Source organism: Micromonospora sp. NPDC049114, from assembly GCF_040648635.1.
GTDB lineage: Bacteria > Actinomycetota > Actinomycetes > Mycobacteriales > Micromonosporaceae > Micromonospora.
Map to the genome: position 1 here is coordinate 187,235 of NZ_JBEZEA010000002.1, position 13,258 is coordinate 200,492.

The 13,258-nt window shown below is 72.8% G+C and carries 11 protein-coding genes; 5 read left to right on the plus strand and 6 right to left on the minus strand.

What is annotated here, in order from left to right:
• Window positions 1-8: 8 nt before the first annotated feature.
• Genes AB0B39_RS08525 through AB0B39_RS08550 form a run of 6 tightly spaced genes read right to left on the minus strand, consistent with a single transcriptional unit; the run spans window position 9 to window position 6,048 of the window.
• A complete protein-coding gene (locus AB0B39_RS08525; RefSeq protein WP_357573874.1) occupies window positions 9-944 on the minus strand; it encodes a PmoA family protein in 936 nt (311 codons plus the stop codon).
• Window positions 941-1,651 carry a hypothetical protein gene (locus tag AB0B39_RS08530; protein WP_357573875.1) on the minus strand — a complete coding sequence of 237 codons (711 nt, stop codon included), beginning with the start codon at window positions 1,649-1,651 and terminating at the stop codon, window positions 941-943. The genes AB0B39_RS08525 and AB0B39_RS08530 overlap by 4 nt, the downstream gene beginning before the upstream one ends.
• Window positions 1,635-2,537, minus strand: coding sequence for a carbohydrate ABC transporter permease (locus AB0B39_RS08535; protein WP_357573876.1), 903 nt, complete (start codon window positions 2,535-2,537; stop codon window positions 1,635-1,637). Before AB0B39_RS08535 ends, AB0B39_RS08530 begins: the two co-directional genes overlap by 17 nt.
• Window positions 2,537-3,520: a sugar ABC transporter permease gene (locus AB0B39_RS08540; RefSeq protein ID WP_357497100.1), complete on the minus strand. Its 984-nt coding sequence runs from the start codon at window positions 3,518-3,520 to the stop codon at window positions 2,537-2,539. Before AB0B39_RS08540 ends, AB0B39_RS08535 begins: the two co-directional genes overlap by 1 nt.
• A 31-nt stretch (window positions 3,521-3,551) precedes the next feature.
• Window positions 3,552-4,898 (minus strand): extracellular solute-binding protein, encoded by a 1,347-nt coding sequence (locus AB0B39_RS08545; RefSeq protein ID WP_234590843.1) that lies wholly within the window; start codon window positions 4,896-4,898, stop codon window positions 3,552-3,554.
• A gap of 19 nt (window positions 4,899-4,917) precedes the next feature.
• Window positions 4,918-6,048, minus strand: coding sequence for a LacI family DNA-binding transcriptional regulator (locus AB0B39_RS08550; protein WP_357497102.1), 1,131 nt, complete (start codon window positions 6,046-6,048; stop codon window positions 4,918-4,920).
• Between the two features lie 238 nt (window positions 6,049-6,286).
• On the opposite strand from AB0B39_RS08550, the gene AB0B39_RS08555 reads away from it, so the two are divergent.
• From AB0B39_RS08555 to AB0B39_RS08575, 5 genes are read left to right on the plus strand one after another with little or no spacing between them, the layout of a single operon-like run.
• Window positions 6,287-7,615, plus strand: a complete 1,329-nt coding sequence (locus tag AB0B39_RS08555) for a Gfo/Idh/MocA family oxidoreductase (protein ID WP_357573877.1) — start codon at window positions 6,287-6,289, stop codon at window positions 7,613-7,615.
• 23 nt (window positions 7,616-7,638) lie between these two features.
• Window positions 7,639-9,072: a glucuronate isomerase gene (gene uxaC, locus AB0B39_RS08560; protein ID WP_357573878.1), complete on the plus strand. Its 1,434-nt coding sequence runs from the start codon at window positions 7,639-7,641 to the stop codon at window positions 9,070-9,072.
• Window positions 9,069-10,373, plus strand: coding sequence for an enolase C-terminal domain-like protein (locus tag AB0B39_RS08565; protein ID WP_357573879.1), 1,305 nt, complete (start codon window positions 9,069-9,071; stop codon window positions 10,371-10,373). The genes uxaC and AB0B39_RS08565 overlap by 4 nt, the downstream gene beginning before the upstream one ends.
• Window positions 10,364-11,857, plus strand: a complete 1,494-nt coding sequence (locus AB0B39_RS08570; RefSeq protein WP_234590864.1) for a mannitol dehydrogenase family protein — start codon at window positions 10,364-10,366, stop codon at window positions 11,855-11,857. Before AB0B39_RS08565 ends, AB0B39_RS08570 begins: the two co-directional genes overlap by 10 nt.
• 25 nt (window positions 11,858-11,882) lie before the next feature.
• A complete protein-coding gene (locus AB0B39_RS08575; RefSeq protein WP_357573880.1) occupies window positions 11,883-13,058 on the plus strand; it encodes a Gfo/Idh/MocA family oxidoreductase in 1,176 nt (391 codons plus the stop codon).
• The last annotated feature ends 200 nt before the right edge of the window (window positions 13,059-13,258 follow it).

A 13,258-nucleotide genomic window follows, 5' to 3' on the forward strand; every position in this document is an offset into this window, starting at 1 on the left:
GCGGCTGCCTACCGAACGCGGTGACCCCCGGCCGATCGGACCAGGGCACCGGCGGTGGCGACGTCCAGGGCACCGTCGGCGACGACGACCCGGTGTCGGCCGCGCCGTGTCGCGCCGGCCGCGATGGTCACCTGTCGCTCGAACGCGAAGGCCACCCCCACCCCCGGATACATCGCGGTCCGCACGAACCATCGGTCGCCGTCGCCGAGACCGTCGAAGACGAGGGTGTACGCCCCACCGCCCGCCCCGGTGCCGACGAGGGCGACCCACGGCTCGGCGGAACCGTTGACGGCCTCCTCCCCCGTCGCGCCGGCGCTGAACACCCTGGCGGGCTCGGCCGACACCGCCCGCCAGAAGAACCCGCCGTACCCGGCCCCGCCGGGGCGACCGTTGGTGGCCGGGCTGCCCAGCCGCACGTCCCGCCCAGCGGGGGCACTGAGCGTGTAGTCCACCTCCAGTCGCCAGGCCGGCAGCTCCCCCGCCGGCCCCGTGCCGGTCAGGCCGACGGCGGCGAGGTGGCGGCGCTCGTCGAGCAGCACCGCCCCGCCCGGGTCGCGCCATTGCAGCCGGTGGGCCAGCCGGTCCGGGGACCGCTGCGACCAGCCGGCGTGCGCGATCCGCCCGTGGTCCTCGCGCCACGTGTAGCCGACGCCGCGCACGTAGGTGCGCCCGCCCCAGAGGTTGGTGCCGTTGACGTCCTGCACGGCGAGGGACGCGCCGAGGTGCCACACGTGGTCGGCGGGGAGCGCGTCGGTGACCACAGTGCCGCCGAGGGTGCGTACCGGGTGCAGGTACGGCCGGGGTCCGTGCCGCGCGTCCAGCGCCGGGTCCACCACGTACCGGGCCACCTCCGTCCCGCCGACCAGCAGCCGCGCCGGCTCCTCGGCGGGGTCGGAGCCGGTGCGGGCCGCCGCGCCGCCGCCGGCGGCGGGGTCGGCGCTCACGGCAGCTCCGGCGCGGCGGAGACCGGCCGGGGCCCGGCGGGGGCCGGCCGGGCGCCGTGGACACCGACGCAAGCCGGCCGGGCGCCGTCGACACCGGCGGGGGCCGGTCGGCGGCCGGCGACGGCGTGCAGGGCGGCCACGGTGTAGCCGGCGAGGATCGGCACCGCGACCGGCGTGACGAGGACGGCGAGCAGCCCGGCCAGCGCGGTCACCCCGGTGAGGGCGGCCCAGCGGATCGGCGCGTCGAGGCAGGCGCGGGCGGCCCGGCGGGCCGCGACCCGCCACCGCCCGCCCCCGTCGCCGCCCACCTCGACGACGACCAGCCCGGCGTACCCGGCCAGACCGGCCGCGATCAGCGCGGTCACCGCCAGCGTCGGCGGGCCGCCCGGCACCCGGCCGGCGGCCAGCGCCGCCAGGTCGGCGGCGAGCAGCCCGGCCACGGTGAGCGCGAGCAGACCGACCGGCACGCCGGGCAGCACCGCGCGGCCGAACCGGCGCGCGGTGGTCCGCGCCGACGGCCAGCTGCCGGTACGCGTCAGGTCGTGCACGGCCGCGCTGGCCGTGCCGACGGCCGCGGCGGCGGTGAGCACCGGCGCCGCCGCCAGGGTCAGCAGGATGCCGAGCAGCGCGAGGTCGGCGGCGTCGCGGGCGACGTCGCGCCAGTCCCGCCGCCCGACGGCGTCGACCGGTTCAGCCCTTGATGCCACTGGTGTTGATCCCCTCGACGAGCATCCGCTGGAAGGCGACGAAGAACAGGAAGACCGGCAGCAGCGACAGCACCGACATGGCGAACATCGGCCCGACCGCGCTCTGGCTGGTCGAGTCGATGAACAGGGTCAGCGCTACCGGCACGGTGTAGTCCTGGAGCTGGGACAGGAAGACCAGCTGGCGGAAGAAGTCGTTCCAGGTCCAGATGAACGAGAAGATCGCGGTCGTGACCAGCGCGGGACGGCTCAGCGGCAGGATGATGTGCCGGAAGATGCCGTACGGACCGGCGCCGTCGATCCGGGCCGCCTCGTCCAGCTCGCGCGGGACGCCGCGCATGAACTGCACCATGAGGAAGACGAAGAACGCCTCGGTGGCCAGGAACTGCGGGATGAGCAGCGGCAGGTACGGCCAGTCGCCGCCGACCAGCCCGAGCGTCCGGAACAGGATGTACTGCGGCACGATCAGCACGTGCTGGGGCAGCAGCAGCGTGCCGATCATGACGGCGAACCACATGCCACGCAGTCGGAACCGCAGCCGGGCGAAGGCGTACGCGGCCAGCAGGCAGGACAGCCCGTTGCCGACGACGGTGAGCAGGCTGACCATCGCGCTGTTGAGGAAGAACCGACCGAAGCTGACGTCGAAGTTGGACCACCCGGCGGTGTAGTTGCCCGGGGTGAAGCGCTCGGGCAGCAGCCCGATGTTGTTGACGATCTCCTCCTGGGACTTCACCGATGTGCCGACCATCCAGATCAGCGGGTAGAGCACCACGGCGACGATCACCACCAGGATCAGCAGCCGCAGCAAGGACCGGCCGCCGGGCCGCCGGCGGACTGTCGGCGGCGCGGTAGGCGTCGGTACGTCGGCCGCCGGATTCACCGCCACCATCACCGGTCCTCCCCGTCGGAGTAGTGCACCCAGAACCGTCCGGTGCTGAAGAAGATCGCGGTGATGACCGCGATGGCGAGCAGGAACACCCAGGCCATCGCCGAGGCGTAGCCCATGTTGAGGTCGGTGAAGCCGGTGATGTAGAGGTTCAGCGTGTACATGAGGGTGGAGTCGACCGGGCCGCCGGTGCCGTTGCTGAGCACGAACGCGGCGGTGAAGCCCTGAAAGCCGTTGATCGTCTCCAGCACCAGGTTGAAGAAGATGACCGGGGAGAGCATCGGCAGCGTGACGTTGCGGAACTGGCGGAACCTGCCGGCGCCGTCGACCGAGGCGGCCTCGTACAGCTCGGTGGGCACCTGCTTGAGCCCGGCCAGGAAGATCACCATCGGTGCGCCGAACTGCCAGATGGCGAGCACCATCAGCGTCTGAAGGGCCCAGTCGGGATCGTTGACCCACGGTCTGCCGGTGATGCCGACGAGGCTCAGCAGCGAGTTGAACGCGCCGTCGCGGTTGAACATGTTGACCCAGACGATGGCCAGCGCGACGCTGCCGCCGAGCAGCGACGGCAGGTAGAACAGCCCGCGGAACAGGCCGACGCCGCGCCAGGCACGGTTGAGCAGCAACGCCACGCCGAGCGCCGCGGCCAGCTTCAGCGGCACCGCGACCAGCGCGAACGTCAGGGTGACCCGCACCGCGTGCCAGTACGACGGGTCGGCGGTGAACATCCGCTCGTAGTTGGCGAACCCCACCCACTCCACCTCGGAGAACGGGGTGAGGATGTCGTAGTTGGTGAAGCTCAGGTAGAGCGACAGCAGCATGGGGACCGCCGTGACACCCATCAGGCCGATGAGCCACGGCGACAGGAAGACGTACCCCGCCAGACCTTCGCTGTGCCGGATGCTGCCGGGCCCACGCCGCGAGGCGTGGGCCCGGTCGGATCCGGGGCCGCGTCGGGTCGGGTCGGGCGCCGTGGTCAACGCCACGAACAGCTCCTCTCCTCGCCTCGTGCGGCGGTCAGGCGATGGCGGACTTGCACGCCTCGACGAACTGGGCAGCGGCCTGCGCGGAGGTGGCCCGGCCGTACTGCACGTTCTCGGCAGCCTTGACCAGCTCGGACTTGACCTTGCTGTGTCCCTTGATCGGCACCTGCGGGGACTGGCCGAACTTCTGCGCCAGCTCGGTCTCGACAGCGATGGACTGCTTCATCGCCGGGTCGGTGGTGTCGTCGCTGACCACCCGGCGCAGGTCCAGGTTGGACGGCAGGCCGCGGTCGGTGCCGAGCAGCTTGACCGCCTCCTGGTCGTTGTTCAAGAAGTCGATCACGTCGACCGCGACGTCCTTGTTCTTGCTGCCCTTGAACACCGACCAGTACATGGAGGCCCGGGCCCACTGCGCGCTGGGGTCACCGGGATAGGCGACGACCCCCAGCTCGTCCTTGGTGTTCTTCTTCAGGTCGGGCATCTGGTTGGCCCAGACCCAACTGGTGCCGGCCTTGCCGGTGACCACCAGCTGCTTGGTGACGTCACTGGAGTTGCCCTCGTGGATGACGTCGGCGCTCGGGGTGGCCTTGCGGTCCCGGGCGCCCTTCCACAGGTCGAACCACGCGGTCACGTCCTCGGCCGCGAAGCCCAGCTCGTTGCCCTTGTAGAGGTCCTTGCCCTGCTGGCGCAGCCAGATCCAGTACGCCTTGTAGTCGGCGCTCGGGTCCTGCGTGCCGGGCACACCGGTCTTCTCCGACACCTGGGCGGCCCAGGCGATGTGCTGCTCCCAGGTCATCCCGGTGGTGGGCTCGGGCAGGTTGTGCTTGGTCAGCAGGGTCTTGTTGTAGACCAGGCCCTGGGTGTTCTCCCCGGCGGCCACCCCGGCCAGCTTGCCGTCGACCACGCCGTACTCCAGCAGGCTCTTGGGGAACTTGGTGACGTCGAGCTTGCCGGAGTCCTGGTAGCTCTTCAGGTCGAGTGTGGTGCTGCGGGCCGCGTACTCGGCGAGGTAGTTGTCGTCGATCTGGAACAGGTCCGGCGGATTGCCGCCGGCGGTGAGCGTGGCGAGCTTGTCGAAGTAGCCCTGGTTGGCCTGCCAGGTCTTCTCGAAGGTCACGTTCGGGTGCTTCTTGGTGTAGAGGGCCAGTGCGTCCTCGGTCAGCTTGGCGCGGGCGTCGCCGCCCCACCAGAAGATCGAGAGCTTGACCGGGGCGTTCGGATCGGCGGCGCCGTCGTCGTCGCCGCAGGCCGCGGCGCCGAACATCAGCGGCGCGGCGACGGTCGCGGCGAGCAGGCCGCGCAGGAGTCGCCGCCGGGGCACCGGGGTACCGTGATGGCGCCCGACGGACGTGTCGGTGGTGGGGGGCGTTGCGGGGTGCATGTGCGCTCACTCCTCGGCATTAGGAGGCGACGGCGTCACCGGTGGCCGCGGTCGGGACGCCCGGGCCCGCAGGGCAATGCGGGTCCGGGCCAGGCGGCGCGGCCAGGGGACGTGCCGGTCGGGCGTGCGGGCCCGGGCCGGTCGAGTCGCGGATGACCAGGTCGGTCTGGAGCATTACCTGTGCGGTGGTACGACGGACGCCGAGCGCCGTGCCGGCACCGGGCCCCCGCGCGCCGCGCGGTGACTCGATGTCCTGTTGCAGCAGCATGTCGACGGCCGTCCGGCCAGCGGCCCCGGTGGGTGTGGCCACCGTCGTCAATTTGGGGCGGGTGAGCCGACTCAGGGCGATGTCGTCGACCCCGACGACACTCACCTCCTGCGGCACCCGGACCCCGAGCGCGTCCAGCCCCTCGATGAGGCCGATCGCCATCAGGTCGTTGTAGGCGAGCACTGCCGTCACGCCGCTGCGCCGCACCTGGTCGGCGACGGCGAGGCCGCCGGTCTCGGTGGGCGCGTTGGGGCCGAGCACGGTCAGCTCCACGCCGCCGCTGCGGGCGGCGGTGGTTGCGGCGCGGCGCATCTCCCGGTTGGTCCACGAGCTGCGGGGGCCGCCGAGCAACGCGATGCCGCGGTGACCGAGACCGATCAGGTGCTCGATCGCCGCCCGGGCGCCCTGCCCGACGTCCATCAGGACGCACGGCAGGCCGGTGACCTGGCGGTTCACCACCACCAGCGGCACCTCCCGGCTGAGCTGCTCGATCAGGCTGTTGCTCATCCGCGGACTGCACAGCAGCACCCCGTCGACCTGCTTGGCGAGCGCGTGGACCAGCTCCTCCTCGGCGGTCGGGTCCTCGTTGGTGTCGGCCACGAAGACGTGGTAGTCGCGATGGCGGGCCTGGCTCTCCGCCGCCTTGATCAGCGGCGGGAAGAACGGGTTCGCGATGTCCGCGATGATCAGGCCGATGTTGTGCGTCCGCCCGGTGATCAGGGCCCGGGCGGCGCGGTTCGGCCGGTAGCCCAGGTCCTCGGCGCAGGCCAGCACCCGGACCCGGGTCTCGGGGTTGACCAGGTGCGGGGCCGAGAAGGTGCGGGACACGGTGGAGATGTGCACCCCGGAGGCGCGGGCGACGTCCCGGATGGTGACTGGCACGGCGGGCCCTTCGTCCGATGTGGCGACGGTCACGTGGGTGCCGCCAATTAATGCAAACGGTTGCGCCAGTGTCAACGGTCAATGGTTGCGGTTCTGTTGCGTCGACGCTCCCCGTGGTGACATACAACGCCGCATACACGGACATTTATCGCCGATTGCGGCGTCGCCGTTGACGCCATCGCATTGATCGTGGTTACTTCACTGCAAACCTTTGCAGGGATCACCTGGGGGCGATCGCATGTCACCGAGATCCGACGGCCGCGTCCGCTACGCCGTCGTGGGCACCGGCGCACGGGCCGAGATGTTCGTCCGTGCCCTGGTGCTCGACCACGCCGACACCACCGAGCTGGTCGCCTTCGCCGACGTCAACCAGGCCCGGATGGACGCGCACAACCGCTGGCTCGCCGAGCTGGGTCACCGTCCGGTGCCGACGTACCCGGCCGGTGAGTTCCGGGCCATGCTGGACAAGGAGCGGGTCGACGTCGTGCTGGTGACCAGCGTGGACGTCACCCACGACGAGTACGTGGTGGCCGCGCTGCGCGCCGGCCGGGACGTCGTCACCGAGAAGCCGATGACCGTCGACGCCGCGCGCTGCCGGCGCATCCTGGACGCGGTTTCCGAGACCGGCGGCCGGGTGACTGTCGCCTTCAACTACCGCTACAACCCGCTGCACGAGCAGGTCCGGCGCCTGCTCGCCGACGGCGCCGTCGGTGAGATCGGCTCGGTGCACTTCGAGTGGCTGCTCGACGTGCGGCACGGCGCCGACTACTTCCGCCGCTGGCACCGCGACAAGGCCACCTCCGGCGGGCTGATGGTGCACAAGGCCAGCCACCACTTCGACCTGGTCAACTGGTGGCTGGGGGCCACCCCGGTCGAGGTGTACGCCGCCGGCCGCCTGTTCTTCTACGGCGAGACCGGTCGCCGGCACGGCTACGCCCGCGACTACGAGCGGGCGTACGGCTCCCCCGCCGCCGTCGACGACCCGTTCGCGTTGCGGCTGGACGCCCACCCCCGGCTGCGGGAGCTGTACCTCGACGCCGAGGCCGAGGACGGCTACCAGCGCGACCGCAACGTGTTCGCCCCGGGCGTGAGCATCGAGGACGACATGGCCGTGCTCGCCCGCTACTCCACCGGCGCCACGATGACCTACCACCTCACGGCGTACGCCCCCTGGGAGGGTTACCGGGTGATGGTCAACGGCAGCCGGGGGCGCCTCGAACTGGAGGTGACCGAGAACGACTTCGTCGACCGGGGCACGGCGGGCGCGGTCAAGGGCGCCGCGCTGCACGGCGTCGAGGCGCCGGCCGAAGGGGGCGGCGCGACGCTCACCCTGCGCCCCTTCTGGGAACCGCCCCGGCAGATCCCCGTCGAGGGTCGTACCCGCCACGGGCACGGCGGCGCGGACGCCCGGATGACCGCGGTGCTCCTGGGCGGCCAGCCCGATCCGCTGGGCCGCGCCGCGACGGCCGACGACGGCGCGCTGGCCCTGCTCACCGGCCTGGCCGCCAACCGGTCCTTCGAGACCGGGCAACCGGTGCGGGTCGCCGATCTGCTCACCCCCCGCTGACCATCGACGAGGAGCCCAGCCCCGTGCCGACGTCCGACCACACCGACCTGCTCCTGCCCTCCGAGCCCGGGCAGCGCGCGATCGCCCGGGAGCTGTACGCCCTCGCGGCGCAGCAGCCGATCATCTCGCCGCACGGGCACGTCGACCCGGCCCTGCTCGCGCAGGACCAGCCGTTTCCCGACCCGGCGCGGCTGCTCATCGTGCCCGACCACTACCTGACGAGGATGCTGCTCAGCCAGGGCGTCCCCCCGTCGGACCTGGGCGTGCCGACCCGCGACGGCAGCCCGACCGAGACCGACGGCCGGACGATCTGGCGGCGCTTCGCCGCGCACTGGCACCTGTTCCGGGGCACCCCGTCGCGGCTCTGGCTGGAGCAGACCTTCCGCACCGTGTTCGGGGTGCACACCCCGCTCGGCACGGCCACCGCCGACACCGTCTACGACGAGATCGCGGCCCGCCTCGCCGAGCCGGACTTCCGGCCCCGGGCGCTGTTCGAGCGGTTCGGAATCGAGGTGCTCGCGACCACCGAGTCGCCGCTGGACGACCTCGCGCAGCACGCCAAGCTCGCCGCCGACGGGTGGGGCGGGCCGGGCGGCCGGGTGGTCACCACGTTCCGCCCGGACGACGTGGTGGACATGGAGTACGAGGGCTGGTCGTCCAACGTGGCGCGACTCGGCGCGTTGACCGGCGAGGACACCGGCACGTACACCGGTTATCTGGCCGCGCTGCGGGCCCGGCGAGCCGCGTTCATCGCGGCCGGGGCGACCTCGTCGGACCACGGCCACCCCACCGCCCGCACCCTGGACCTGACCCCGGCCGAGGCCGCCCGCCTCTACGACCGGGGCCTGCGCGGCGAGGCCGACGCGGCCGACGCGGAGGCGTTCCGGGCGCACATGCTGATGGAGTTCGCCCGGATGTCGCTCGACGACGGCCTGGTCATGCAGCTGCACCCCGGCGCGGTGCGCAACCACAACCGCTGGCTGTACGAGCGGCACGGCCGCGACGTCGGCGGGGACGTGCCGCAGGCCACCGAGTACGTGCACGCGCTCGCGCCGCTGCTGGAGCGCCACGGCAACGATCCTCGGCTGCGGGTGGTGCTCTACACGCTCGACGAGGACACCTTCACCCGCGAGCTGGCGCCCCTCGCGGGCGGCTACGCCGCGCTGCTGCTCGGCGCACCCTGGTGGTTCCTGGACTCCCCCGAGGTGCTGCGCCGGTTCCGCGAGACGGTCACCGAGAGCGCCGGCTTCTACAACACCACCGGGTTCGTCGACGACACCCGGGCGTTCTGCTCCATCCCGGTACGCCACGACGTGGCCCGCCGGGTCGACGCCGGTTTCCTGGCCCGGCTGGTCGCCGAGCACCGGCTGCCGCTGGACGAGGCCGCCGAGACGATCGTCGACCTGGCGTACCGGCTGCCCAAGCGGGTCTTCAACTTCGAAGGGGTTGGCCATTGAGTGTCACCATCACGTCCGTCGAGGTGCACGACGTGCGGTTCCCGACCGCCGCTCGGGGCGACGGGTCCGACGCGATCAACCGGGGTGACTACTCGGCGACGTACGTCGAGCTGGGCACCGACGCCGGGCCGGTCGGCGCGGGGTTCACCTTCACCAACGGCCGGGGCAACGAGATCACCTGCGCGGCGGTGCGGGCGCTGGCCCACCACGTGAAGGGGCGGACGGTCGAGGAGATCGCGGCCGAGCCCGTGGCGTTCTGGCGTTCGCTCAGCGCCGACGTGCAGTTGCGCTGGCTGGGGCCGGAGAAGGGCGTCATCCACATGGCGACCGGCGCGCTCGTCAACGCCGTGTGGGACCTGCGGGCCAGGATCGCCGGCAAGCCGATGTGGCGGTTCCTCGCCGAACTGCCGACCGGCGAGCTGGTCGCCAGCGTCGACTTCAAGCACATCACCGACGCGCTCACCCCCGACGACGCCGCCGCCATCCTTGACAAGGGACGTGACGGCCTGGCCGACCGGTTGGCCACCCTCGAACGCGACGGCTTTCCGTCGTACACCACCTCGGTGGGTTGGCTCGGCTACCCCGACGACAAGGTGCGGTCGTTGACGCGGCAAGCGTACGACGACGGGTGGCGGGCGATGAAGATGAAGGTGGGCGGCCCGCTGGCCGACGACATACGCCGGGCCCGGATCATCCGCTCCGAGATCGGCCCGGACGCACTGCTGATGATGGACGCCAACCAGGTGTGGGACGTCGACGAGGCGATCACGGCGATGACCGCCCTCGCGGAGGTGGACCCGTACTGGATCGAGGAGCCGACCCACGCCGACGACATCCTCGGGCACGCCCGGATCGCGCGCGCCGTCGACGAGCTGACCGGCGGCCGGTGCCGGGTCGCCACCGGCGAGGTCGCCGCCAACCGGGTGATCTTCAAGCAGCTGCTCCAGGCCGAGGCGATCGGCGTGATGCAGATCGACGCGTGCCGGGTCGGCGGCGTCAACGAGGTGCTGGCCGAGCTGCTGCTGGCGGCGAAGTTCGGGGTGCCGGTCTGCCCGCACGCCGGCGGTGTCGGTCTCTGCGAGTACGTCCAGCACCTGGCGATCTTCGACTACCTGCGGGTGGGCACCGCCCTGGACGGTCGGATGATCGAGTACGTCGACCACCTGCACGAGCACTTCGTCGACCCGGTCCGCACCCGCGGCGGCCGCTATCTGCTGCCCGACCGGCCCGGCTACAGCGCCACCATGAAACAGTCGTCGATCGCCGAGTTCCGCTTCCCGGACGGTCCGGCATGGCGGTGACCGTCGGCGCGTCCCGCCTCGGCCTGGGGGTGCTGCGCCACCTGCCCGTCGAGTCCCGTCCCCTCATCCGGCCGGGCACCGTACCGACGGGCGTCGTACACCTGGGCCTGGGCGCGTTCCACCGGGCGCACCAGGCCGTCTACACCGAGGCGGCGGTCGGCGCGGCCGGCGGCGACTGGGGCATCGTGGCCGTCGCCCCGCGCAGCACCGCAGTGGTCGAGGCGCTCGCCGCCCAGGACAACCTGTTCAGCGTCAGCGCCCTGTCCGCCGCCGGCACCGCCACCCGGGTGGTGGGCGCGCTCAGCGGCGTACGACATGCTCCCAGCGACCCGGACGCCGTGGTGGCGTTGCTGGCCGACCCGGCGGTGCGCGTCGTGACGCTCACCGTCACCGAGAAGGCGTACCAGCTCGATCCGGTGACCGGCCGGCTGTCCCCGGACGCCGCGCTCGCCGCGGACCTCGCCGGTCAGCAGGCCCCGACGACCGTGCCGGGGCTGCTGCTGCGCGGGCTGGCCGCCCGCGCCGCCGCCGACGCCGGGCCGCTGGCGCTGGTGAGCTGCGACAACCTGCCGGCCAACGGCCGGCGGCTGCGCGGCCTGGTCGACCAGGCGGTCGAACGGGCCGAGGGGGTGCCCGCCGGGCTCGTCGACTGGGTGGTCGCCAACGTGACCTGCCCCGGCACCATGGTGGACCGCATCGTGCCGGCCAGCACCCCGGAGACCATCGACGCGGCCCGCCGGGCGCTCGGCGTGACCGACCTGGCCGCGGTGGCCGCCGAACCGTACGCGCAGTGGGTGATCGAGGACGACTTCCCCGGCGGGCGGCCGGGCTGGGAGCACGCCGGGGCGGTGCTCACCGGCGACGCCGGACCGTGGGAACGGTTGAAGCTGCGCACCCTCAACGGCGTGCACTCGGCAGTGGCGTACCTCGGCGCGCTGGCCGGCCGGGAGACCATCGCCGACGCCCTGGAGATCCCACACCTGACCGACGTGCTGCGCCGGCTGATCGCCGAGGACGTCGCGGCCAGCTTCACGCCACCGGACGGGGTGCGCGTGATCGACTACGGCGAGCAGGTCCTCGCCCGGTTCGCCAACCCGGCGATCCGGCACCGCACCCTCCAGGTCGCGGTGGACGGCTCGCAGAAGCTGCCGCAGCGCATCCTGCACACCATCGCCGACCTGCGCGCGGCCGGACGGTCCGCGCGCTGGGGCGCGCTGGTCGTGGCGTCCTGGTTGCGCTTCGCCCTGGGGTACGCCGACGACGGCGGACCGCTGCCGTTGCAGGACCCCCTCGCGGGACCGATCCGGGCCGCCCTGGACGCCGGCGCGCAGAGCCCGGCCGGCGCGGTGGACGCCGTCTTCGCGCTACGCGAGGTCATCCCGGCCGAGGTGGCCGAGGACGACGAGGTACGTGCCGACGTGACCGCCTGGCTGACCGCGCTCGGACGACACGGCGTCGAGGCGACCCTGGCCGGCGCCCGGTGAGCGGGTCGGCATTCGCTGGTAGCTCGTGAACGGGTCGGTGCCGCCGCCGACGGTGGCGGTGATCGGGGCCAACGGGCACGGCCACTGGCACCGGCGGGTGATCGCGCCGCTGCACGCCGGTGGCCGGCTGCGGCTGGTCGCCCTGGTCGACGTCCAACCGGTGCGCGACGAACGCGAGGCGCCGGTGCCGCCCGGGGTCGGGGTGTTCACCGACCACCGGGCGATGCTCGCCGCCACCCGACCGGAGGTGGTGGTGATCTGCACCCCGCCGCACACGCACCTGCCGATCGCCCGGGACGCCCTGGAGGCCGGCGCGGACCTGCTGCTGGAGAAGCCGCCGGTGCTGTCGCTGGCCGAGCACGACGAGCTGACCGGCGCGCTGGCGGCGACCGGCCGGGTCGCCCAGGTCGGTTTCCAGGCGCTCGGTTCGGCGGCGCTGACCGCGCTGACCGACGCGCTGGCCGCCGGCCGCCTCGGCGCGGTCACCGGCATCGCGACAGTCGCGGCGTGGCAACGGCCGGACGCCTACTACGCCCGCTCCCCGTGGGCCGGTCGCCGCAGCGCGGACGGCCAGCCGGTGCTGGACGGCGCGCTGGCCAACCCGCTCGCGCACGCGGTGATGCAGTGCCTGGCCGTCGCCGAGACGCTCGGCGGGGCACCACCGTGGCCGGTCGCCATCGAGGTGGAGCGCTACCGGGTGCGACCGATCGAGGTGGAGGACACGGCGGTGCTGCGGGTGCGGTTCCGCGCCGGCCCACCGGTGCTGGCGGCGGTCACCCTGGCAGCCGAGGAGTTCGTGGCCGGCGAGGTGGTGGTGACCGGCACGTCGGGACAGGCCGTGCTGGAGTACCCCACGGACCGGCTGCGTCTGCCCGGTGACGTGGTGACCCGCCGCGTCCCCGGTCGACAGGGCCTGCTGGAGAACCTGCTCGCCCACCGCGTCGACCCGGCCGGAGTGCCGCTGATCGCCCCGCTGGCCCGTACCGCGCCGTTCACCGCCCTGCTCGACGCGTTGCGGACCGCACCCGACCCTCGACTGCTCGACGGGGAGCTGGTCGACGTGGTCGGCGACCGTGACGAGCGGGTGGTGCGGATCCGTGGCGTGGTCGAGGTACTGCGTCGGGCGGCCGAGCAGGGCGCGCTGCCCAGCGAGCAGGGCGTGCCGTGGGCCGTACCGGCGTACCGCGCGCACCTGGCGTAGTGGTGGCGCCCTGCGGTGGCGAGGGTGCTGCTGTTGTCCTTTGCTCTGCTTCAACCGAGGCAACACTTTTGCCCCGCAGGTGTTGCCTGGGTTGAAGCAGAGCAAAGGAGGCGACAGGTCAGTGTCCGCCCCTCCTGCGGCACTCGGGGCAGAGCACCGACGTCAGGAGAGACGGCCCTCGGAGCGACTGTCCGTGCGCT